Below are 22,912 nucleotides of genomic sequence, written 5' to 3' on the forward strand. Positions count from 1 at the left end.
GTTTTATTTTTTGATAGACCTTTTTAATTATTAAAGGGGCTTAATATATGGTTTACAAATATATCTTAAACTATCTAAAGTATTACATTTTTTTATTAACATGTATAGTGCTGTATTTTCTTTTTCTTACAAAAGTGAAAACCAGTCCAAAAATGATTAAAATTAGAATTGGAACTCCGATAGTTATGAATTGTGTTGTGGTATAATTTTGATAAACTTTTTCTCTGTCTAATAGGGGCAGTTCTAAATCTTTACTTCTAATGTTAATAAGTCCAGTATCGTCTAACAAATAATTGATGGCGTTCATGATAAAGTCTTTATTGTCGTAAAGTTTGCCCGTACGTTGATCATAACCTAACTCAACAGGCAACCCGTTTTTGTCTATTTGATTCCTAGCGATATCTCCATCAGCCACTACAATCATTTTGTTTGGTTTTCCTGATGCTGTAAATGAATTGTCTTTAAAAGGAAGCACTCGATTTTCGAAAACAGAATGGAAAGAACCTTCTAATAAAACGGCCAGCGGAATATTGCCTTTATTCAAATAATCCTCTGGTGTCGTTTTTTCTTCCACCATTCCCAAATTGATTTCTGTCGGAGTTCCAACTGTTTTCGAATACTGAGAAGACTGCAATAGAACGGTTTTTTTGATTCCGTTTTTAAGAGTATCGATTTGATTCGCAAAGTCAAATTTGATTCCACCCAAGTTTTTTACGATCGGATGTTTGCTTGTCGGAAAAACTTCTGGAGCAAATCTCCATTTGAATTCTTGATACTGTGTTGCACTACCTTGTTCGCCAATTGCGAGTTTGATTGCGCTTGCTTGCTCATCTTTTACTAAATCAGGATTAATTCTGAATCCGTATTTAAAAAACATATCATTTAGATTCAAATCTCTTGGATATGCCAAAGTTGCGCCAGCATCGTTGTAAAGACTGTCCATATCTGCCGCAACTTGATCAATAAGCCAGAGCGTTTTTCCTCCGTTCATGATAAACTGATCCAAAACCTCTTTTTCTTCATCAGAGAATTTGTCTGTTGGTTTGGCAATAATGGCTAAATCGTATTTTTTGAGTTCTCTCAGGGTTCCGTTCGGATTTTTGGCAACCGAATCCAAAGTAAATGGTCCTATTAGATAGCTTTCGTGAATCTGCATGAGCATTTTTGCAATATGCGTTTCTTTCAATTCACCATTACCCTTTATGATTGCGATTTTTTTACTTTTCGTTTTGGTTATTTTGCTGATAGCATCAGTTATAGAATATTCTAAATGCTGAATGGAGCCCATTACTTTTTCGGTAGTCGACGCGCCCATTCTGTTTTTTAGCAGAGGAATATTAACTTCTTTGTTGTTGTAAACCGCGATTGCCCACGGAAAAACCATCGCCTGAGACTGTTTTCCTTTATCATCGACTGTGATATTTATTGGAGTTAATCCTTTTTGAAAAAGTGATTTGGCAAAATCCATGCTTTCGTCTTCATTTTCCATCGGATTAACAAATTCGAACACAATATTGTTGTTGTAAGCCTGAAATTCTTCCAATAACTGTTTTGTTTCCTGCTGTAAACGTCTAAAATCTGCCGGAAGTTCGCCTTCCATGTAAATTTTAATCGACAACGGATTTTGGACCTGTTTTATAATTTGAAGTGTGGTCGGCGATAAAGTATAACGTTTGTCTTTTGTTAAATCAAAACGATGGAAAAATAAGCTTCCTAATACGTTCAAAACAATTAAAACAAATATTGTAATGCCTAATGTCTTTAGATTTAGTTTATTAGATGCTTTCATTACGCTTTATAAGATTTTAATTGATAAACTGTAATTGATAAAAATAAAATGCTGATGCTCAAAAAATAAAGAACATCTCGGGTATCAACAACGCCACGGCTTATGCTTTTAAAGTGATATTGCATTCCTAAAACTGATATGAAGTTTGCCGAAGAAGGAAGCAATGACGATAAACCTTCAAAACCAAAATAAAAGAAAAAGCATAGAAAAACGGCAATGATAAAGGCTACAATTTGATTTTCTGAAAGAGTAGAAGTGAAGATTCCGATTGCAGAATAAGACGCAATCAGAAACAATAATCCAAAATAAGATCCGATTGTGCTGCCCATATCGATATTTCCTTCAGGGGAACCTAAATCAGAAATTACTTTTACATAAATCAAGGTCGGAATAATAGCCAAAATGATTAATAAAAACGAACCAAAGAATTTGCCATTTACAATCTGCCAAATAGACAAAGGTTTGGTTAATAATAGCTCTAAAGTTCCTTGTTTTTTTTCGTCGGAGAAACTTCTCATCGTTACGGCTGGAATTAAGAATATTAAAATCCATGGTGATAAAGTGAAAAACGGAGTCAAATCGGCATAACCACTGTCTAATATATTGTAATCTCCTTTAAATACCCATAAAAATAGTCCGTTGCTGATAAGGAAAATCGCAATAACCAAATATCCGATTGGCGAGCCGAAGAAAGATTTTATTTCTCGTAAAATGATTGATTTCATTCTTGTTTTTGTTATTTATTGTTTCATATTTTAGGTTTCAAGTTGCGCATAACGTGAGACTTGAAACTTGAAACTATTTTAAACTTACTAATTTATCAACGCTCCAAGCTTCTGGTTTAGCATTGAATAATTTCTTTGTAAAATCCCAAACGGTATTAAAAAGCTCAGAATTTCTGTAATTCTCCAAATCAGCTTCGCTTTCCCAATAGCTGTATGTAAAAAAGATGCATTTGTCATTTTTGTCCTGATACAATTCTAAAAAACGATTTCCTTCTGCATTTCGTATTTTTTCTTTTACCGATTCAAAATTCTCCAAAAAATCGGGAATTTTTTCTTCGTGAAAACTCATTTTTACTATTCTAACAAACATACTATTGTTTTAGATTTTTGACTGTTGATTTTAGGTTTTTTAATGTCTAAAAGCTTACAGGTGCGCAAAAATACCAAATTTGATTGTGGTTTTAAATAAAAATTGAATTATTATAAAAGTATGTTTTCTATAACTCTGATGCCAAAGATATTTAAAGTATAGCCCTTGGTTTCAACCATGGGGACGCATGCAATATTACAATACGTTTCCCGTGGTTGAAACTACGGGCTATGCTCATATGCAGTCAATAATCTGCTCAATCAGCAAAATCTGCGGGAGAATTAATCTAAAATCTAAAATCAAGAAAACTTAATCGTAATAACGTCTCTGTAATTCAATCCTAACAAACTATTGGCAGAACCCACTTTTGAAGGATTGCTTCTGAAGATAGCAATTTCTAAAAATCCAGCTTCGTTAAAAATAGCCAGTTTTTCTCCTTCATAAGTTTTTATCGGATATTTGTCTGAGGTGGCAATTGCAGAATAACTCGGCAATATGGTTTTGATGCTTTTGGGTTTCATCACGATTTCATACGGACGTCCGCGTGAAATTTCTAAGAATTGCTTTTTAGAAATATTAGTCACGATATTTCCAAAATGATCGATATAGATTACATACCCTTTTATCGAATTTCCGTCGTCTGAAATGACAGCCTGTAATTCGGTTGCTTCTTTGATAGATGTAATTTCTTTACCGATAACATTCAGCAGACCACCTTTTGATAAATGAGACGCAACCTGAATAAAAATATCCAAATCGGTAGCTTCAATTGGAAAACGATCGTGAATATTGATGGAAACGATTTTCTGTGGCACAATTTTCTGTGTCAGCATGCTTAAAATTCCGTTATCAGCACAAATAAAATAGTGGTCGTTCCATTGCATGGCAATGTGTTGGTTCTCTTTATTTCGTTCGATATCGACTCCAATCAGGTGTACAGTTCCTTTTGGAAAGCTTAAATATGAAGCGCCAATAATGTAGCTCGCTTCGGCAGTATTAAACGGATCAATGTCATGAGAAATGTCAATGATTTGAGCTTCTGGATTTTCAGAAAGCAGTTTACCCTTCAACGACCCCACAAAGTGATCTTTTAAGCCGTAGTCTGTAGTAAGGGTAATTATTGACATCATTTTGTTTATAACTATTGATAGTATTTAAATCTAATTTTCATTAAATTTGAGAAATGCAAAGCTAGTAATAGTAAATACAAATTGAAAGAAAGAAAAGACAATTTGTTTTTTTAGAACTAAGTTGCTGTTATAGAAGTATCAGTCTTGAGCCTCGGTTTTTGGTTTTCGAAAACGGTCGCTGAAAAGGCTACTTAAAAAAGAACCCGACAACTTCTAAAAATAAAAACTGAATTATTTAATTTAAAATTACTTCATTTGAACGAAAGAATAATCGAGCTAGTAGATATTGCGCCAAAAGAGTTTTGGGGCGCACAGGACAGCCATCTTGAAATAATCAAAAAGTACTACCCAAAGCTTAAAATCGTAGCGCGAGGGACAACTTTAAAAGCATTTGGCGAAAAGGAGGTGTTAGACGAATTCGAAAAAAGATTTCAAAGATTAATGCTTCATTTTACCCGATATAACAATATTGATGATAATGTGATTGAACGTGTAATTATGAGCGATGGTCAGGATGAAAAAAGAGCTTATGATCACGATAAAATCCTAGTTCACGGTGTTGGAGGGAAAATCATAAAAGCCATGACACCGAATCAACAATTACTAGTTGATACGATTAAGAAGAACGATATGGTCTTTGCAGTAGGTCCAGCCGGAACGGGAAAAACCTACACAGGTGTAGCAATGGCAGTAAAAATGCTGAAGGATAAAGAAGTAAAAAGAATCATATTGACACGACCGGCAGTTGAAGCAGGCGAAAATCTTGGATTTCTTCCGGGTGATATGAAAGAAAAACTGGACCCGTATATGCAGCCACTTTATGATGCTTTGCGCGATATGCTGCCGAACGAAAAATTAGAAGATTACATCCTGAAAGGAATTATTCAGATTGCACCTTTGGCTTTTATGCGCGGACGAACGCTGGATAATGCTTTCGTAATTCTTGACGAAGCTCAAAACACCACACATTCGCAGATGAAAATGTTTTTGACCCGTATGGGAAAAAATGCTAAATTTATGATTACAGGTGATCCTGGGCAGGTCGATTTACCACGTAGAACTATTTCGGGACTTAAAGAAGCGCTTTTGGTTCTAAAAGATATTGAAGGCATCGGAATCATTTATCTGGATGATAAAGATATCGTTCGCCACAGATTGGTTAAAAAGGTAATCGATGCGTATAAACAGATTGAAAATCACGATTAATAACAATATGAATGTTAAATGTAAATCGTGAATTGTGTTTTAACATTATTAGTATTCGTTTTGTGCTTTTTATGAAGGTGCAAAACGAATATTTTTTTAAATGAATTTTGATGAAGTTTAAGCTTTTCTGTTTGGTGTTTTTAAGCATTTTGATTTCTTGTAAAAGGAAGGAAAAGGATGGAAATGATTTCTATCAAAAGAAAGCCAAAGAGACTAATGAAAAAGTGCTAGATGCAATCGGAAAGATATATTTTGAAAAAAACTGCTTGAAATGCCATGCAAATAGAGGTGCGAAAGATAATTACTTAGAAAATGCGATTAAAAATGATAGGCATGAATATCAATTTCTGAAAAATTTTATTACCAAGCAGGATAGTCTTTTAAAGAGCAAAAATAAAAAAGCTTTAGCATTAAAAGATTGGAGCAACAACAATCCTTACTTGCATGATTTTAATTTAAATGAGAACGAAATAAAGGCGATTTTGTATTATTTGAAGAAATAATCAAGAAAGTTAAGATTATTTTGATAAAGGAATTTTAAAGTTAAATAAATAATAAACTTACCTCAAATTTGGCTTTCAGAGCTTGTAATCTTTGTCTAACCGAGCTTAAAACCTTAAATTTGCATATCATCACTATTTGATACTTAATATGACAAAACTTAAAAATATAAAAGTTGTAGTAAGCGACCTTGACGGAACTTTACTCAACCCACAACACAGGATTTCAGAATACACCAAATCAATTTTTCAAGAGCTTCATAATCAAGGATATTTAATTGTTGTAGCTACAGGACGTCATCATCTTGATGCGATGGCTATTATCGAAACGCTTGCGGTGCCGGTTTATCTGGTAAGTTCTAATGGAGGAAGAATTCATTCACCAAATAAAGAAGAACTTTTTGCTTTTAATTTGGACAGCGATGTGGTAAAAGCGGCATTAAATATAGAAATCGATCCGGATGTTACCGTTGTATTATTCAAAGAAAATGTTTGGCAGACCAATAAATGGAACGAAAGATTGAATTCTTTTCAAGCAGAATTAAAATACCGTCCAGAATTAGTCGATTATAAAACTATAGAAGACTTTAAAGCGATTAAAATCTTCTTTTCATGCGATAATCACGAGAAATTATTAAAGGTGAGAGATGCTGTTTTGGCCAATTCGTCAGAGCATTTACATCATGCTTTCAGTTTGCCAACTTGTTTAGAATTTATGGACAAATCGGTAGATAAAGCGGTTGCCATTGCAAAAGTTTTAGAAAAAGAAGGATTTGCAATGGATGAAGCTGTTTCGTTTGGAGATGGTTTTAATGACGTGCAAATGTTGTCTGCAACTGGAAAAGGTTTAATTATGGGCAACGCTCCTTCGATTTTAAAAGATGCTCTGCCAGATTTAGAAGTAATTAAAACAAATGCAGAAGATGGTGTAGCCAGATTTATAGCGTCTAAAATTTTAGATAAAGAATTTGCGGCCAGTTAATGCCAATTTTTAATTTTTTAGCATAAAACACAATCCTTGAAGCTTTTCTTCAGGGATTTTTTTTGTTTAATGAATATTATTCAAAGAATTTCGCAAGGAAATATCAAAAACATTTTTTAAATAAACTTCAAAGTGTATTTTTGTTTTCTCAAAAAAATACAACTATGACAAAAAACATTTTTATCCTCGCCTTTTTAGGATTTTCGACTATAGGCATTAGTCAGAATTTGAAATTAGAAGAAATAATGAAAGGTGATTCTTTTATTGGAAATCAGCCAACATACGGACGCTGGTCTTTAGATGGTAAAAAAGTGTATTTTGAATGGAATCCTACTGATGATTTTGGAGCGAGTACTTATTCTTGGCAAAAAGGACAAACAAAACCTGTTCTTACAGATCCAAAAGAAGCCGCTTTTTCTAAACTTGATTTTAAAAGACGACCAAATTCTGATATCGTTTATTACATCGAAAAAGGAGCTTTGTATTCGTATTCTACCAGTAACAAAACAACTAAAAAAATCATTCAGCAGAGTGCGTCGCTTTCTAATTTGGAATTAGGAAGTCAGTCTGATTTTTTATTTTTTGAACAGAATCAAAATATTTTTAAATACAACACCAAAGACGGAACACTTTTACAATTGACGAATTTAAGCAAAGGCGTTAAAAAAGAGAACAAACCAGAAAAAGAGACGTTCTTGAATTCGCAACAGAAAGAATTATTTCAATTCATTAAAGACAAAGATGCTCGCAAAAAATGGTTCGATGCTAAGAATAAATTAGTTAAGTCAGATTTTGCGAAAGAATATTTATATGGTAAAGATGATTTAAGAAGCCTTCGCGTAAATCCGAATGGTAATTATGTTACGTTTTCTCTGATGGAAACTCCAGAAACGAAGAAAGAAAAAATGGAGGTTTTTATTACAAGTGATGGTTATAACCAAAACCCAGAAACAAAGGATAAAGTTTCGGTAAATAACTTTGTAAAAACACGATACGCTATTTATTCTGTAGCTAAAGATTCGGTTTATTTTGTGAATTTTTCCAGTTTAAGTCATATTCAGGATGCTCCGGAATATTTTAAATTGTACGATAATTTAAAAGACAAACCAAAAGAAGATAGACTAATCATTGCACAAGCGCCAATTTATAATGAAAACGGATCGCTTGCAGTAGTTTCAATCAGAAGTCAGGACAATAAAGACCGATGGATTGTGAGTTTGAATCTCGAAAAAGGAACATTTGAAGAAATAGATCATCAGCACGATGAGGCTTGGATTGCTGGCCCGGGGATTCCTTCGTATTCATTTTCTTCAGGAAACATTGAATTTTTAGGAGACAATGAAACGGTTTATTTCCAGTCTGAAGCGACAGGATATTCTCATTTGTACACTTATAATTTCAAAACAAAAAAGAAAACACAGCTTACGAGCGGTAAATGGGAAGTTCGTGATGTAACTTTATCCAAAGACAAAAAAGTTTTCTATTTGTCAACAAATACAATACATCCTGGAAATAGAGAATTTTACAAATTATCTCCAGTAGACGGAATTTTACAGCCAATTCTCACCAAAGATGGTGCGCATGAAGTGGTGCTTTCGCCTGACGAAAAAACACTTTTAGTTCGTTATTCATATAAAAATATTCCATGGGATTTTTATATCGCCGATAATAAGAAAAACACAACTTTACAGCAGATTTCTTCGTCAACGACAGAAGCTTTCAAAAAATACCAATGGAGAACTCCAGAAGTAATTACATTTAAAGCACAGGACGGAACTCCAGTAAACGCAAGATTATATACTCCAAAAACGGAAAATGCTAACAAAGCAGCAGTTATTTTTGTTCATGGTGCAGGTTATCTGCAAAATGCACACAATTTTTGGAGTAACTATCACAGAGAATATATGTTTCATAATCTCTTGACCGATCTTGGTTATACGGTTTTAGATATTGATTATAGAGGAAGTGACGGCTACGGAAGAGATTTCAGAACAGGAATTTACCGTTTTATGGGCGGAAAAGATCTTTCTGATCATTTAGACGGAAAAAAATATTTGGTTGAAAAATATGGTATCGATGCTGATAGAGTTGGAATCTATGGCGGTTCATACGGAGGGTTTATTACCTTAATGGGAATGCTGACCGCTCCAGGCGAATTTAAATCGGGCGCTGCTTTGCGTTCTGTAACCGACTGGGCGCATTACAATCATGGTTATACCGGAAATATTTTGAATTTCCCAGAAACAGATCCAGAAGCTTACAAAAAAAGCTCACCAATTTATTATGCTGATAATTTAAAAGGAAATTTATTAATGCTTCACGGAATGGTTGATGATAATGTCGAGTACAAAGATATTGTGCGTTTATCTCAGCGTTTTATCGAATTAGAAAAGAAAAATTGGAGTTTGGCATCTTTCCCTGTAGAATCGCATGGTTTCAAAGAAACATATTCATGGATTGATGAATACAGCAGAATTTTAGATTTATTTAATTCGACGCTTTTGAAATAAGCATGTAGTGTTCAGTTTTTTAGTAGTCAGTATCAGTATTTAGTTACTATAATGTAGACAAATTCATTAGTTGCCGAAACTATTTTTATGTTCAAAGAATGTGTACTATAGTGTTTTAAATTATGTTGAAACTTTTACAAAAACGATATCAGCAAAAACTGAATACTAAAAAAAAACGGAACACTGACGACTTAAAACTATAAATAGTTTTAAATTTGCATTCATAAAAAACAACACACTAATATAATAATGAGCAATACTATCACAACCACAAATTTTAATTTCCCGAATCAAAAATCAGTGTACCGCGGAAAAGTTAGAGAAGTTTATAATATCAACGACGAGCTTTTAGTTATGGTGGCTACTGACAGGCTTTCGGCATTTGATGTGGTTTTGCCAAAAGGAATTCCGTATAAAGGGCAAATCTTAAATCAGATTGCAACAAAGTTTATGGAATTGACACAAGATATTGTTCCAAACTGGTTTATCGCTACTCCGGATCCAAACGTTGCTGTTGGGCATTTATGTGAGCCTTTTAAAGTTGAAATGGTAATTCGTGGTTATTTGTCAGGTCATGCAGCGCGTGAATATGCAGCCGGCAGAAAACAAATCTGTGGTGTTGCAATGGCTGAAGGATTGAAAGAAAATGATAAATTTCCGGAGCCAATCATCACACCGACTACAAAGGCAGATAACGGATCTCATGATGAGGATATTTCTCGAGAAGATATTTTAGCCAAAGGAATTGTTTCTGAAGAAGATTATTTGGTTTTAGAAAAATATACTCATGCCTTATTCCAAAGAGGAACGGAAATCGCTGCTAAAAGAGGTTTAATTTTAGTCGATACAAAATACGAATTCGGAAAAACTAAAGAGGGTGTTATCGTTTTGATTGATGAAATTCATACTCCAGATTCTTCTCGTTATTTTTATGCAGAAGGTTATGAAGAAAGACAAACAAAAGGAAAAGAGCAGAAACAATTATCTAAAGAATTTGTTCGCCGTTGGTTGATTGAAAATGGTTTTCAAGGTCAGGAAGGACAGCAAATTCCAAATATGACAGACGAATATATTGAATCTGTTTCTGAGAGATACATCGAATTGTACGAGAATATTCTAGGAGAAAAATTTGTAAAGGCCGCTATTGACAATATTGATCAACGTATTGAAAAAAACGTATTAGATTACTTATCTTCTAAATAGTAATTTTCGGGTTTAAACTAACTATTTAGACCATGAAACTTATATCTAAAAAAAATGCCCTGCTATTTGTATGTTTTACAGCAGGGCATTTTCTTTTTGCGCAACTTGATAAAGATGCAACAAAAGAAACGAAGCATCTCTATCGAAACTTAAAAACAATTTCAAAAAATCACATTCTCTTTGGGCATCAGCATGCGCTTGAATATGGACATGGTTGGAGCAACGAACCCAATAGGTCAGATGTTAAATCGGTAACAGGTTCGCATCCTGCTGTGATTGGTATTGATTTTAGTGATTTTTCTGGACGTTCTTTTGAGCAAATTCAAAAAACAAAAGAACTACTAAGAAAAAATGTAATTGATACTTATGAAAGAGGCGGAATTACTACTGTTTCGTGGCATTTTAACAATCCAGCTTCCGATGGAGGTTTTTATTGGAAAGATGGAATTTCAGCTCCATCGATGGCCTTGATAAAACCCGGAGGATCATATCATGAACAATATAAAGAAATCTTAAAGACAATAGCCGATTTTGCACATTCTGTAAAAGCAAAAAATGGAACACTTTCGCCAATGATTTTTAGACCTTTTCATGAATTCGATGGAGGTTGGTTTTGGTGGGGGAAACCGCATACTTCAAGAGAAGACTTTATTGCAGTATGGCAGTTTACGGTTTCTTATTTAAAAGATACTTTGGGAGTTCATAATTTTATTTATGCCTTTTCTCCTGATAATCAATTTAACAATGCCGAAGAATATCTAGAGCGTTATCCCGGAGATGAATTTGTTGATATGTTGGGAATGGATGATTACGGGGATTTTGGTAGAGATGGCAAATATGATTTAGAAGCAGGCAGAAAAAAGTTGAAAATTTTCTCTGATATCGCGATACAAAAGAATAAACTGGCGGCATTTACAGAAACAGGTTTAGAATCAATTCCAAATACAAAATGGTGGACAGAAGTTTTATTGAAAACGATTCAGTCAGAAAAACTAGAACTTGCTTATGTTTTGGTATGGCGAAATGACAGTACAAGTCCAACACATTTTTATGCTCCTTTTCCAGGACAAAGCAGTGAAAAGGATTTTATCGAATTCTACAATAATCCGTTTACAATATTTGAAAAGGATTTAAAAAATATATACAGCAAAAAGTTTAAGATGTAAAATTTGTTTTAACAACCGATAAGAAAGCGCAATTTGGATAAATCTGAATTGCGCTTTTTTATTTTTTTTCATTTTTTCTATTATTGATGCAACCAAATTCATTTTAGATTCGTCTAAATATATAATCATCAATCATTTAACAAATAATCATCATGAAAAAAACAGTTATTATTTTAGGAGTCTTACTGCTTTTAGGAAATGCATCAATTGCATCAAATTTAGATTTAAAACCAAGCAATCAAGTTGAATTTCGATTCTATGGAAAATCCCCACTGCATTTAGCAATAAGCAAAGGCGATATTGAAGCTGTCAAGAAATTTATAATGTATGAATCTAATGCCAGTAGAATGGTCAATAAAATGGTTAATAATATGACGCCTCTAATGATAGCGGCGCGATTTAACTATTGTGAGATTATGCAAATTTTACTTACTAATGGTGCAGATTTATCAATAGAAAATTCACACGGTTTTACGGCTTTGCATTATGCTGAATTTGCAAAATCAACGGAAGCAATTGCAATTCTAAAGAAAGAAAAAAAGAAATAATCGCCAGAAAAGGAATTGAAAAAAGAGAGCGTAATTCAGAACATTGAATTGCGCTTTTGCTTTTACTATTTTAGAAATTCTCTATTTCATCTTTTACTTTTTCAAGTTTTTTTCTAAATCATTTTTATCCGATTTATTGTTAAAAAGAAACGTTTAAAGACTTTCTAAATAGGGACTTATATGGATTACTTTCAATTTATGGCTACAAACAATTAAAAATAAAATTATTTTTTTTAAGAATAACTGTAACATTTTAGGTTTTTCACCGTCTATTAGAGTAAAATCATAAAAATGGTAATATAGAAGCCCATAAATTATGTTTTTATTAAGTAAATGTTAAGAATTAGTTAAAACAAGGTACTGTGTAATACATAATAGATAAAAAGCTTTACCTTTACAAAAAATTAAAATCATCATCAATCATTTAACAACAATCATTATGAAAAATTCAGTTATTATTTTAGGAGTGGCTTTATTAGCTTTAACAAATGTTTCAATGGCTTCTAATCAAAAGTCATCAACTGTTAAACCTCAAACAGAGATTACAAATTTCTTTACTTCTCCATTACATGTTGCAGTAAGCAAAGGAGATATTGAAGTAGTTAAAAAATTCATCGCGTATGGTGCAGATGTTAACGAGCAATCAGAAGATATGACTCCATTAATGATTGCGGCGCGTTACAACAAAATTGATATCATCAAAGTTTTAATTGAGAATGGTGCACGTCCTGGTGACAAAAATGAAAAAGGTTTTACCGCTTTAAAATATGCACAATTATCTAATGCTTCAGAAGCAATAGCTTATTTGAAAGATCTTAAATAAGATTTAAAAAAGTTTTGAGTTAGTGAACGGTCTTCTTGAGCAAAAGACCGTTTTTTTATTTACAGCAATTCGTAATTTTTACATACAAAAGCAAAAAAGCACCATTATTACTAATGATGCTTTTTCTTTTTAAACCCAACAATTGATTTAAAAACTAAAAAACTAAAAAAATACTATTCAATTGGCTCGTGTTTCTTTCTGTTGAAAATCCAGAAAAGAATCGGGAAAACCAAGAGAGTTAAAACAGTTGCGGTCATTAATCCTCCAATAATTACAATTGCAAGAGGTTTTTGAGATTCAGAACCAATTCCTGTTGAAATTGCGGCAGGTAATAATCCGATTGAAGCCATTAATGCAGTCATCACTACAGCTCTTGTTCTAGCTTTTACTCCCATGAAAATGGATTCTTCGAGTGTAAATTTTGCCTTCAAATTATGATGGAACTCCGATATTAAAATCACTCCATTTTGAATACAAATTCCTAAAAGAGCAATAAACCCAACTCCGGCAGAGATTCCAAAATTCATTCCTGTAACATGCAATGCTATAATTCCGCCAATAATAGCAAACGGAACATTCGCCAAAACAAGAAGAGAATCTTTAAAATTTCCGAATAAGATAAATAAGAGTACAAAAATTCCAATTAAACTGATTGGTACAACTTGAGCCAAACGCGCACTTGCACGTACCTGATTTTCAAATTCTCCTGTCCATCCAGTTGTATAACCTGCAGGAAGTTTTAATTCATTTACTTTTGATTGCGCTTCGGCAATTGTACTTCCTAAATCTCGGTCACGAACAGAGAATTTTACTCCGATAAAACGTTTTGTATTGTCTCTGTAAATAAATGCAGGACCTGTTACGCTTTTTAAATCGCAGATTTCTTTTAATGGAATTTTTACGCCGCTTATGGTTGGAACTTTTAATTCTTCTAAATCTTTTTCGTCTTTACGATATTCTTTAGAATAACGAACTCGCACATCAAATCGTTTTTCATCTTCATACTTGTGAGTTGCTGTTTTTCCTCCAAAAGCCAATTCTAAAACAGCTTGAGCATCACTTAAAGTTACTCCGTAAGCAGCCATTTTTTCACGATCTAAGATTACGCTTATTTCAGGCTGGCCGACATTTCGAAGAATTCCGACATCTTTTATTCCCTGAATATTTCTAATTTTTGCCAAAACTTCGTTAGCAAGCTGATCTAGTTTATCTAAATCGTCACCATAGATTTTTACGGCATTTGATGCTTTAAATCCCGCAACAGATTCTGCAACGTTGTCAATTACAGGTTGAGAATAGTTATAAGTGATTCCTTGATGAACTTTTAGTTTAGTATCCATTTCATTAATCAGTTCATCCATAGAAATTTTACGAGTCCATTCTTTCTGTGGTTTTAAATCAACTTGAAGCTGGATAAATCCAAAACCATTTGGATCGGTTCCGTCATTGCTTCGTCCTGTTTGCGATAAAACATTTTTAACTTCAGGGAAAGTTTCTAAGTCTTTTCTAATCATTGCCGCGGTTTTAACGCTTTCAGGAAGAGAAGTACTCATTGGCAACTCTGCCGTAACCCATAAAGCTCCTTCATTTAATTGAGGTAAAAATTCAGTACCTAAGAAACCTGCAGAAAAGAATATTGCTACTAATAATGCTGTTGAAGCGATTAGTGTTTGTACTTTATGTTTAAAAGTCCATGCAAACCCTTTGGTTACAATTCTGTCCCAGAAATTTACAAATGGATTGTTTTTTTCTTTTACGTTTTTGTTTAATAATATATGTGAAAGAACAGGAACAAGAGTTAAAGTAAAAATAAGCGCTCCTAATAATGCAAAACCTAATGTAAAGGCTAGAGGAGAGAACATTTTTCCTTCTACTTTTTGGAATGAGAAAATTGGAAGTAATGCTGTAATGATTATCAATTTAGAAAAGAAAATAGCTTTACCCATTTCTGTTCCCGTTTTCTTGATCAAGCTTCCTTTGGCAATTTTATTAAATTTATCCATTCCCAATTGATGCGCTCGATGATCCAGCACTACAAACAATCCTTCGACCATTACAACGGCTCCGTCAATGATGATTCCGAAATCGACTGCACCCAAACTTAATAAGTTGGCACTCATTCCCATCATCTTCAAACATAAAAATGCAAAAAGAAGTGAAAGCGGAATTACGATAGAAACTGTGAAAGTCGTTCGCCAGTCTGCCATGAAAAGAAATACAACACAAGTTACCAGAATAATTCCTTCGAATAAATTGTGCATAACCGTTTCTGTCGTGAAATTCATTAGATTGTCACGATCATAAAATGTTTCGATTTTAATGTCTTTTGGTAGGACATTGTCATTAAGATCTTTGATTTTTTCTTTTAATAATGCTAAAGTTTCCTGCGGATTTTCGCCCTTACGCATTACTACAATTCCTTCAACAGCATCGTCATTGTTACCAAGACCAGTTTGTCCAACTCTTGGCATGGCACTCTCATATACAGAAGCAACGTTTTTAACTAAAATTGGATTTCCTCCAGCATCATCAACAATAATATTTTCGATGTCGGTTATAGATTTAAGTAGTCCAACGCCACGAACAACAAAGGCTTGTCCATTCTTTTCAATAATATCACCTCCTACATTTAAGTTTCCGGCGTCAACAGCATTATAAACCTGAAGTGGAGAAATATTATATTTAGCTAGTTTTATAGGATCTACACCAACTTCGTATGTTTTTGTTTGTCCACCAAAAACATTCAAATCGGCAACACCTGGAACAGCGCGCAGTTGTTTATCGATAACCCAGTTTTGATAAGTCAGTAATTCTCTACTGTCTCTGCTGTTACTTTTTACAATATACCTGAAAATTTCCCCAGTTGGTCCATAAGGCGGCTGAACGTCTGGTTCTACGTCATCAGGAAGAGAAACGTTTTTTAATAAATTGTTTACTTGAAAACGAGCAAAAGTATCGTCTACGCCATCATCAAAAATGATTTTGATTACCGATAATCCAAACATGGTAATGCTTCGAACACTGGTCTTTTTCTGAACAGAGTTCATCGAAATCTCGATAGGAGAAGTTACAAAACGCTCAACTTCTTCAGCACTTTTTCCGTTCCACTGTGTAATGATGATGATTTGTGTATTGGTGACATCAGGAAAGGCATCAATAGGCATATTCTTAAACGAAATAAACCCTGCAACAGCCAATAATCCTACCCAAAAGAAGGTAAATGCTTTATTCTTAAGAGAAAAAGCAATAATATTTTTTATGAATTTGTTCATGTCTTAATTATTTAAAGCACCATAAATAAACAGCTGATTGTTTGTGATTACTTTTTCGTTTTCTTTTAAACCACTTGAGATATAAGTAGTATCTCCAACAACTCGATATACTTCTACTTGTCTTGTTTCTATATTATTACGGTCTTTAAATACCACAACAAAGTTTTTGCTTTTGTCAAATACAATCGCTTTGCTTGGTACGGCTATCATATTTTGATTGTCATTAAAAGACAATTTTATATTGGCATTCATATCAGGTTTAAGCATATAATTAGGATTGCTTAGTTTGATTCTTGCCTGCATTGCTTTAGTTTCTGGATCAATTACATTGTAGATTTTGTCGACTTTCCCGTTAAATGTTTTGTCTGGATAACTTAGAGTTGTAACGGCAGCGCTTGTTCCTAGTTTTACTTTATTGATGTCAATTTCGTTGATGTTTGCCATTGCCCAAACTTCGCTGATTTCAGCAATATCAAAAATGTTTTCAGAACGATCGTTACGCAAAAGCATATCCTGATTGATGCTTTTTTGAATAATAAAACCGCTTATCGGCGCTGTTACTTCATAAATAGATCCCGCTTTGATATTGTAAATTTTATAAGTTTCCTGAATTTTGGCCAATTGTGACTGAGCCTTATTTACCTCAGATTTAGCTTGAAGAACATCGCTTTCAGAATTCAATTTTCCGTCAAATAATTCTTGCGCAACTTTCAGATTGTTTTTTGCAACCAATAAATCACTTTTAGCATCAATGGATTGTTTTTCAAAATCGGCAACATCGGTACTTTTTATAGTAGCCAAAACTTGTCCTTTTTTTACATAATCTCCAAGTTCAACGTTTACTTTCATTACATTTCCGCCAACCAAAGGGTAAACGTCAATCATTTTGTTGTTATCGGCTGTGATTTTTCCGTAAAAACTAAGTTCGTTTTTCAAAGGCTGATTTTCAGCTGTAGCTGTTGTGGTAGTTTTTAGCATATCATTGCTTAAAACAAAAGAAGTATTAGTTTGTGGATTTTCGACTTCTTTTTTGCAGCTTGCCAAAGATAGGCTCACAATTGCAATTCCTATGAATAATGTATATTTCATGTCTATAATTTTTTTAAAATAAATCTTTGTTGATTGTGCTGTTTAATTCTTCACCTGCTATTACCACTTTTTTCTTCAATTCATTTAACTGAATTATAGCTTGATTATAACTTTCCATAAAATCGGTAAATTCAAGAAGGCTGACATTTCGTTTTTGAAAGTTGGTAAGCATACCATTGTAGACTGCTTCAAAATCTGAATTAACGGTTGGTTTTATTACAGCATAATTTTGTCTAGATTCATCCCATTTCGTCCAAGCCGATGTAATTTCTGTTTGCAATTGGAGTTCAAAATTTTGTTTTTCAATTTTTGACTGTTCCAATAAAGTTTGAGCATATTTAATATTTCCTTTGTTTTTATTCCAAAGTGGTAGTGGAATTGCAACGTTCACATTGGCTTCATTATTAAAAGCCCCACTTCGTTGGTCGTAATTGGCTCCTATAGTAATATCTGGAATAGCGAGCGCTTTTTGCCATTTTACATTCAATTCGTTGGCGTCGATTTCTTTTTGTTTGGCTAAATAATCCGGGCGATTCGCGATTGCTTGCTCTTCAAAGCTTTTAAGGTCAAAATCTATAATTTTTAAATATTTGTTAGAATCATCTTTGCTTACTAAAGGAACCACGTTTTCTGTTTCATTTAAAAGCAATTTTAAATTCGCCTGTTCTTCAATATTATTATTAATAACTTCTAATCGTTCATTTTTAAAATTAAGATACAATGACTGCAAACGAACAACATCCTTCAGAGGAATATTTCCTTTTTGAGCTTGAATAGAATAGGAGTTAATCAAATTCTCGATATGAGCTAATTGCTTGTCGGTATTTTCTAAGTTTTTAGTATTATAATAAACCGTGTAAAAACTCTTTCGCAATTGAAATTTCAAGGTTCGCAACAAATCATTAAATTGAAGTTCTGCGAGTTGCGCATTGGTTTGAGCAAGTTTAACCTCGTTTCTTTTTTTACCGCCTAGATAGATAAGTTGTTCAATCGAAAAAACTTTTTGCCCGTTTTTTCCAATGTCAAAATATTTATCTCGCTCAGGATTGTAAGCATTCAATTCTGCCGAGATGGTGGGATTGTCCCAGATACGAGCTTGAATGGTTAGTGCTTTTGAGGCATCGATGTTATATTGAGATGCCAGTAAGAAAAGATTTTTTTTTAAGAATTGACTTTCACAATCTTCAAGTGTGAGTGTTTTTTGAGCTATTGCAGCTTGATTAAGAAGTGCAAATAACAGCAATGCGAATAACTTTTTCATTGTACCGTTTTTAATTATACAAATATGCTATCAACAGGCTTTAAGAGACCTTAAAATCTACCTTAAAAATAGCTTAAAATTATTTATAAATTAAAAAATAGTTGAAATAAGTTTGTGTTAGTGTTTGGTATTGAGTAGTTTATGTTTGCTTTGTGGAGTGCTAGAATTCTTTGAACGATTCTTAAGCCAAGTCCAAAACCGGAAGTTCCCTTAGCATTTTTACCACGCATGAAGGGTTGAAAAAGATTCTTTTGTTCCTCATCGCTTAAAGTATCTCCTGTATTTGAAACGGATACAATTAAATGATAATGATCGGTACTTATTTTTACTTTAGCTTGTTTATTGTCTGAATAAACGCAGGCATTCTTTAAGACATTAGTTAAAGCTATCTCTAAAAGATTTTTGTTTCCTTTTATTTCTAAAGCCGTATCAAGGTCTTCACTTTCTTCTATTTCGAATAAAATGACAAAATCAGGGAAAGTTTTGTTTATTTTTTCAATAGAAGAAAATAAGATTTCATCTATTCTATGAACTTCATGATGTTCTGTTTCGCGATTATCAATTTTGGAAAGGATTAAAAGGGAATTAATCAATTCACTTAAATGGTTGACATCCGTTAATATTGTATTTAGAAAAGTGCGGTTTTTAGGCTTAACATCAGGATCAGCAACTGCATTTTCAATTTGAGAAGTCATTCTAGAAAGCGGCGTTCGAAGCTCATGAGAAGCGTGAGCTGTAAATTCCTTTTGTCTTTGATAAGAAATTTCAATTCGATCCATCATAAAATTAAACTCGTCTGCAATCAAATCGATTTCATTTTTAGTACTATTGGATTCAATCCTTGTATCAAGATTGTTTTCGTTTATGTTTTTTATTTTTTGATGAAAGGCATTTAGCGGATTCATTGCTTTTTTTACAGTAAAAGAAGTAATGACCCAACACACACAGGTAAAGAAAATATATGATATAATTAAAGTGTATCGTAAAAAAAGCAGTTTCTTTTTACCATAATCATCAGTTGCAGAAATAAGAGCATAGAAATCTTTGTCGTTTGTATCATAAAAAACGCCATAAACTTCATAATCTCCCTGCTGTTTAAAAAACGTCTTGTTTTTTTTGAGATATTTTAAATCATCAATAGACCAATTAATTTTGGCATCGTCAATGCTGCTGTAAATCAATTTAAAATTAGAATCAAAAACCAAAGTTTTTTCATCATACAATTTATTGATGGAGTTCTGGTCAATTATTTTTAAAAGCTGATTGTCAACTTGTTTGACATTTACCAAAAGTTTTATGTTTGATAACGCTTTAATTTCTAAACGATCACGAAATTCTTCTTTTCGATAATTAGAATATAAAATGAATATCACTGTCGAAGCCAATCCAAAAAGAATGGTAAACAGTAAACTGACTAAAAGTGATATTCGATTTTTTAATGTCATTCTTGGTCGCTTAGATAATAACCATAACCTACTTTAGTACGGATAAGTTTTGTTTCGTGGTCCTTGTCAATCTTTTTTCTCAGAAAGTTAATATAGACTTCTATAGTATTTTGATTTGTTTCGATATGATAATCCCAAAGCTTCTCGGCAATAAATTGTTTTGACAAAACTTTTCCTTTAGCATGCGCGAGAATAAGAATGAGTTTGAATTCTTTTGGAGTGAGCTTAATTTCTTCTCCAGATCTAAACACTTTCATGTCTTCTTCAAAGATTTGAAGGTCTTTAATGATTATTTTGTTTTCAATCTGTTGCGGAACCTCTTTTCTTCTTAAAAGTGATTGTACTCTGGCAAACAATTCGTCAAAATGAAAAGGTTTTACCAGATAATCGTCTGCGCCATTATCAAATGAGGATAACTTATCTTCAATTTCGCTAAAAGCGGTAAGCATAATAATAGGAGTTTTTTTGTCGACTTCTCGAATGCCTTTGCAAACCTCAATTCCGTTTATTCCAGGTACATTAATGTCTAGGACAATTAAATCATAATCATAAGGAAAATATTTCTTTAGTAATAAAGAGCCATCATAATAAGGCAAGCACACGAAACCCTTTGAAGTAAAGAATGTTGAGATTTCTTTTGATAAAGTAAAATCGTCTTCGAGTAGTAATATTTTCATGTTGATTGATTATTTGTAAATCCGGTTTTTTAAATCCGGATTTACATTAAAAATTCATCTTATTTGAAATAAGAAAAAGTTTCGTTATTTTCAATTTTCAATAAAGTCTCATAAATAAGCTGAATTACATTTTCAACATCTTCTTTGTGAACCATTTCTACAGTAGTATGCATATATCGTAAAGGTAGCGATATCAATGCAGACGGAACACCGCCATTGCTGTAAGCAAAAGCATCAGTATCTGTACCAGTTGCGCGAGAAGTTGCATGTCTCTGAAATGGAATTTTCTTTTCTTCAGCAGTATCTACGATCAAATCACGTAATTTATTTTGAATAGCAGGAGAGTAGCCAATAACTGGGCCTTTACCCATTTTAAGATCACCTTCTACTTTTTTATCAATCATTGGAGTGGTCGTATCATGACAAACATCTGTCACGATAGCAACATTTGGTTTTATCCTGTGTGCAATCATTTCTGCTCCACGAAGTCCAATTTCTTCCTGAACTGAATTGACAATATACAAACCAAAAGGAAGTTTTTTATTGTTTTCTTTTAACAAACGAGCAACTTCGGCAATCATAAAGCCGCCCATTCGGTTATCAATAGCACGACACACAAATTTATTCTCGTTTAGAATCATAAATTCGTCAGGATATGTGATTACACATCCAACATGAACGCCTAATGCTTCAACCTGCTCTTTATTTTCACATCCTAAATCAATAAAGATATTGCTAAGTTTAGGAGTTTCTTCTTTATCACGTAAACGGGTATGGATTGCCGGCCAGCCGAAAACGCCTTTTACGATGCCTTTTTTAGTATGGATGTTTACTCTTTTAGAAGGAGCGATTTGATGGTCAGAGCCTCCATTTCTAATAACATAAATTAAACCATCCTCAGTAATATAATTTACGTACCATGAAATTTCATCAGCATGTCCTTCAATTACAACTCTGTAAGGAGCATCGGGATTGATTACGCCAACTGCTGTCCCGTACGAATCAGTTATAAAAGTATCTACGTAAGGTTTTAAATAATCCATCCAAAGTTTCTGGCCTTCACTTTCGTAACCAGTTGGAGAAGCATTGTTTAAGTAGCTTTCAAGGAAAGCTATTGAGGTATCTTTCAAGATAGAATTTGTACTCATAAAAAATATTTTTCAGCTAAAATATAAATTTGGTATCAGAGTTGTGTATAAATATATAATTTTACATTTAAATTATGATTCGATGAGACTAACCACCTTTATTTTATTTATACTATTTGTTTCCTTTTCTTCCAAAGCCCAAGTTACTCCTAAAGAGAACCAACAAATGGGATACATATTAACAGAGCAAGATTCTATTCTAAACGATACGATACAGCTTCCAGAAATAATAATATCTAAGGAAAAGCTCGATCCAGAAGCACAAAAGCAATTTTTAATTCTGCAGAATCGTGTATATAAGGTATATCCGTATGCGAAATTAGCCTCTGAGCGATTAACAGCTCTAAATAATGGAATGGCGCGTTTGAAAACAAGCCGAGAAAAGAAAAAATATTTTAAGATTGTTGAAGACTATCTGAATAATGAGTTTGAAGAAAGACTGAAAAAGCTTTCACGTAAACAAGGTCAGATTTTGGTTAAGTTAATACATCGTCAAACCGGAATAACAACTTACGAATTGGTAAGAACATTAAAAAGCGGTTTTAAGGCATTTGTTTCCAATACGACGGCAAATCTTTTTGACATAAGTTTAAAGACAGAGTACGACCCTTATCAGGTAAACGAGGATTATCTTATAGAAACCATACTCGTTAGAGCATTCGAATCAGGAAGACTAGTTAATCAGAAACCCTCCAAACAAATCAACTATGATGATCTCTCAGAGAAATGGCAGAAAAGAGCTGGTGAATTAAAAAAGGATAATTAGATTTAAAAATATAAGTAAGAAGCAAACCGATAGTTTTTTTGAGAACTATCGGTTTTTATTTTAGTATTCCTATATATAATGAGTAACTTCTATCAGCCCGACAGGTTTTTTAAAACCTCTCGGGTTTGTTTTTTTGTTGCATATATAATAGGTATAGCGCGCTTTGTAGTTTGAGCATGATTGTCTTTATTTTTTTGAGGAGCTTGATCCCGCTATGCGCTTCAATCTTTTGTGCCGAACCCCGGCACAAAAGGATTTCCGCTCCTATCGGGGCTAGTGGGGGGCGTTTTCGAGAGAAGCTT

The 22,912-nt window shown here is 33.2% G+C and carries 20 protein-coding genes; 9 read left to right on the forward strand and 11 right to left on the reverse strand.

Annotated features, from left to right (window positions below; genetic code table 11):
• Nucleotides 1-82: 82 nt before the first annotated feature.
• The 4 genes from gldG to ACFFLS_RS04045 all read right to left on the reverse strand — a co-directional run bounded on the left by gldG (nucleotide 83) and on the right by ACFFLS_RS04045 (nucleotide 4,011).
• Nucleotides 83-1,789 (reverse strand): gliding motility-associated ABC transporter substrate-binding protein GldG, encoded by a 1,707-nt coding sequence (gene gldG / locus ACFFLS_RS04030; protein ID WP_379685401.1) that lies wholly within the window; start codon nucleotides 1,787-1,789, stop codon nucleotides 83-85.
• Nucleotides 1,789-2,514 (reverse strand): gliding motility-associated ABC transporter permease subunit GldF, encoded by a 726-nt coding sequence (gldF, locus tag ACFFLS_RS04035; protein ID WP_379685402.1) that lies wholly within the window; start codon nucleotides 2,512-2,514, stop codon nucleotides 1,789-1,791. The genes gldG and gldF overlap by 1 nt, the downstream gene beginning before the upstream one ends.
• A gap of 73 nt (nucleotides 2,515-2,587) precedes the next feature.
• A complete protein-coding gene (locus ACFFLS_RS04040) occupies nucleotides 2,588-2,884 on the reverse strand; it encodes a putative quinol monooxygenase (protein ID WP_379685403.1) in 297 nt (98 codons plus the stop codon).
• A gap of 299 nt (nucleotides 2,885-3,183) precedes the next feature.
• Nucleotides 3,184-4,011: an SAM hydrolase/SAM-dependent halogenase family protein gene (locus ACFFLS_RS04045; protein ID WP_379686371.1), complete on the reverse strand. Its 828-nt coding sequence runs from the start codon at nucleotides 4,009-4,011 to the stop codon at nucleotides 3,184-3,186.
• A gap of 258 nt (nucleotides 4,012-4,269) precedes the next feature.
• Here ACFFLS_RS04045 and ACFFLS_RS04050 point away from each other — a divergent pair, with 258 nt between their 5' ends.
• From ACFFLS_RS04050 to ACFFLS_RS04085, 8 genes are all read left to right on the forward strand, one after another.
• On the forward strand, nucleotides 4,270-5,220 hold the full coding sequence (locus tag ACFFLS_RS04050) for a PhoH family protein (protein WP_379685404.1): 951 nt from the start codon (nucleotides 4,270-4,272) through the stop codon (nucleotides 5,218-5,220).
• A 134-nt stretch (nucleotides 5,221-5,354) separates the two neighbouring features.
• On the forward strand, nucleotides 5,355-5,723 hold the full coding sequence (locus ACFFLS_RS04055) for a c-type cytochrome (RefSeq protein ID WP_379689187.1): 369 nt from the start codon (nucleotides 5,355-5,357) through the stop codon (nucleotides 5,721-5,723).
• A 148-nt stretch (nucleotides 5,724-5,871) separates the two neighbouring features.
• Complete coding sequence (locus ACFFLS_RS04060) at nucleotides 5,872-6,702, forward strand: Cof-type HAD-IIB family hydrolase (protein WP_379685406.1); 831 nt, start codon at nucleotides 5,872-5,874, stop codon at nucleotides 6,700-6,702.
• A gap of 164 nt (nucleotides 6,703-6,866) precedes the next feature.
• Nucleotides 6,867-9,212, forward strand: coding sequence for a S9 family peptidase (locus ACFFLS_RS04065; protein WP_379685407.1), 2,346 nt, complete (start codon nucleotides 6,867-6,869; stop codon nucleotides 9,210-9,212).
• 249 nt (nucleotides 9,213-9,461) lie between these two features.
• Complete coding sequence (locus ACFFLS_RS04070; RefSeq protein ID WP_379685408.1) at nucleotides 9,462-10,415, forward strand: phosphoribosylaminoimidazolesuccinocarboxamide synthase; 954 nt, start codon at nucleotides 9,462-9,464, stop codon at nucleotides 10,413-10,415.
• Between the two features lie 32 nt (nucleotides 10,416-10,447).
• A complete protein-coding gene (locus tag ACFFLS_RS04075; protein WP_379685409.1) occupies nucleotides 10,448-11,581 on the forward strand; it encodes a glycoside hydrolase family 26 protein in 1,134 nt (377 codons plus the stop codon).
• A 152-nt stretch (nucleotides 11,582-11,733) separates the two neighbouring features.
• Complete coding sequence (locus tag ACFFLS_RS04080; protein ID WP_379685410.1) at nucleotides 11,734-12,129, forward strand: ankyrin repeat domain-containing protein; 396 nt, start codon at nucleotides 11,734-11,736, stop codon at nucleotides 12,127-12,129.
• 439 nt (nucleotides 12,130-12,568) lie between these two features.
• On the forward strand, nucleotides 12,569-12,952 hold the full coding sequence (locus tag ACFFLS_RS04085) for an ankyrin repeat domain-containing protein (RefSeq protein ID WP_379685411.1): 384 nt from the start codon (nucleotides 12,569-12,571) through the stop codon (nucleotides 12,950-12,952).
• Between the two features lie 173 nt (nucleotides 12,953-13,125).
• Here ACFFLS_RS04085 and ACFFLS_RS04090 read toward each other — a convergent pair whose 3' ends face one another.
• The 6 genes from ACFFLS_RS04090 to ACFFLS_RS04115 form a co-directional block, all read right to left on the reverse strand.
• Nucleotides 13,126-16,224 (reverse strand): efflux RND transporter permease subunit, encoded by a 3,099-nt coding sequence (locus tag ACFFLS_RS04090; RefSeq protein ID WP_379685412.1) that lies wholly within the window; start codon nucleotides 16,222-16,224, stop codon nucleotides 13,126-13,128.
• A 3-nt stretch (nucleotides 16,225-16,227) separates the two neighbouring features.
• Nucleotides 16,228-17,313 carry an efflux RND transporter periplasmic adaptor subunit gene (locus ACFFLS_RS04095; RefSeq protein ID WP_379685413.1) on the reverse strand — a complete coding sequence of 362 codons (1,086 nt, stop codon included), beginning with the start codon at nucleotides 17,311-17,313 and terminating at the stop codon, nucleotides 16,228-16,230.
• 13 nt (nucleotides 17,314-17,326) lie between these two features.
• Nucleotides 17,327-18,574 (reverse strand): TolC family protein, encoded by a 1,248-nt coding sequence (locus ACFFLS_RS04100; protein ID WP_379685414.1) that lies wholly within the window; start codon nucleotides 18,572-18,574, stop codon nucleotides 17,327-17,329.
• Nucleotides 18,575-18,657: 83 nt separating this feature from the next.
• A complete protein-coding gene (locus ACFFLS_RS04105; RefSeq protein ID WP_379685415.1) occupies nucleotides 18,658-20,019 on the reverse strand; it encodes a HAMP domain-containing sensor histidine kinase in 1,362 nt (453 codons plus the stop codon).
• On the reverse strand, nucleotides 20,016-20,696 hold the full coding sequence (locus tag ACFFLS_RS04110) for a response regulator transcription factor (protein ID WP_379685416.1): 681 nt from the start codon (nucleotides 20,694-20,696) through the stop codon (nucleotides 20,016-20,018). Before ACFFLS_RS04110 ends, ACFFLS_RS04105 begins: the two co-directional genes overlap by 4 nt.
• Nucleotides 20,697-20,755: 59 nt before the next feature.
• Nucleotides 20,756-21,844: a M42 family metallopeptidase gene (locus ACFFLS_RS04115; RefSeq protein ID WP_379685417.1), complete on the reverse strand. Its 1,089-nt coding sequence runs from the start codon at nucleotides 21,842-21,844 to the stop codon at nucleotides 20,756-20,758.
• An 82-nt stretch (nucleotides 21,845-21,926) separates the two neighbouring features.
• Here ACFFLS_RS04115 and ACFFLS_RS04120 point away from each other — a divergent pair, with 82 nt between their 5' ends.
• On the forward strand, nucleotides 21,927-22,610 hold the full coding sequence (locus ACFFLS_RS04120; protein ID WP_379685418.1) for a DUF4294 domain-containing protein: 684 nt from the start codon (nucleotides 21,927-21,929) through the stop codon (nucleotides 22,608-22,610).
• A 109-nt stretch (nucleotides 22,611-22,719) separates the two neighbouring features.
• Here the strand turns inward: ACFFLS_RS04120 and ACFFLS_RS04125 are convergent.
• Nucleotides 22,720-22,912: hypothetical protein (locus ACFFLS_RS04125; protein ID WP_379689189.1), on the reverse strand; the 193-nt coding region annotated here is incomplete at its 5' end.

Origin of the sequence: Flavobacterium procerum (assembly GCF_042431625.1) — a bacterium.
GTDB classification, from domain to species: domain Bacteria; phylum Bacteroidota; class Bacteroidia; order Flavobacteriales; family Flavobacteriaceae; genus Flavobacterium; species Flavobacterium procerum.

Bases quoted from the DNA above. Each gene is read 5' to 3' on its own strand.
- gldG (WP_379685401.1), bottom strand. From the start codon at position 1,789: ATGAAAGCATCTAATAAACTAAATCTAAAGACATTAGGCATTACAATA.
- gldF (WP_379685402.1), bottom strand. From the start codon at position 2,514: ATGAAATCAATCATTTTACGAGAAATAAAATCTTTCTTCGGCTCGCCA.
- ACFFLS_RS04040 (WP_379685403.1), bottom strand. From the start codon at position 2,884: ATGTTTGTTAGAATAGTAAAAATGAGTTTTCACGAAGAAAAAATTCCC.
- ACFFLS_RS04045 (WP_379686371.1), bottom strand. From the start codon at position 4,011: ATGTCAATAATTACCCTTACTACAGACTACGGCTTAAAAGATCACTTT.
- ACFFLS_RS04060 (WP_379685406.1), top strand. From the start codon at position 5,872: ATGACAAAACTTAAAAATATAAAAGTTGTAGTAAGCGACCTTGACGGA.
- ACFFLS_RS04065 (WP_379685407.1), top strand. From the start codon at position 6,867: ATGACAAAAAACATTTTTATCCTCGCCTTTTTAGGATTTTCGACTATA.
- ACFFLS_RS04070 (WP_379685408.1), top strand. From the start codon at position 9,462: ATGAGCAATACTATCACAACCACAAATTTTAATTTCCCGAATCAAAAA.
- ACFFLS_RS04075 (WP_379685409.1), top strand. From the start codon at position 10,448: ATGAAACTTATATCTAAAAAAAATGCCCTGCTATTTGTATGTTTTACA.
- ACFFLS_RS04080 (WP_379685410.1), top strand. From the start codon at position 11,734: ATGAAAAAAACAGTTATTATTTTAGGAGTCTTACTGCTTTTAGGAAAT.
- ACFFLS_RS04085 (WP_379685411.1), top strand. From the start codon at position 12,569: ATGAAAAATTCAGTTATTATTTTAGGAGTGGCTTTATTAGCTTTAACA.
- ACFFLS_RS04090 (WP_379685412.1), bottom strand. From the start codon at position 16,224: ATGAACAAATTCATAAAAAATATTATTGCTTTTTCTCTTAAGAATAAA.
- ACFFLS_RS04095 (WP_379685413.1), bottom strand. From the start codon at position 17,313: ATGAAATATACATTATTCATAGGAATTGCAATTGTGAGCCTATCTTTG.
- ACFFLS_RS04100 (WP_379685414.1), bottom strand. From the start codon at position 18,574: ATGAAAAAGTTATTCGCATTGCTGTTATTTGCACTTCTTAATCAAGCT.
- ACFFLS_RS04105 (WP_379685415.1), bottom strand. From the start codon at position 20,019: ATGACATTAAAAAATCGAATATCACTTTTAGTCAGTTTACTGTTTACC.
- ACFFLS_RS04110 (WP_379685416.1), bottom strand. From the start codon at position 20,696: ATGAAAATATTACTACTCGAAGACGATTTTACTTTATCAAAAGAAATC.
- ACFFLS_RS04115 (WP_379685417.1), bottom strand. From the start codon at position 21,844: ATGAGTACAAATTCTATCTTGAAAGATACCTCAATAGCTTTCCTTGAA.
- ACFFLS_RS04120 (WP_379685418.1), top strand. From the start codon at position 21,927: ATGAGACTAACCACCTTTATTTTATTTATACTATTTGTTTCCTTTTCT.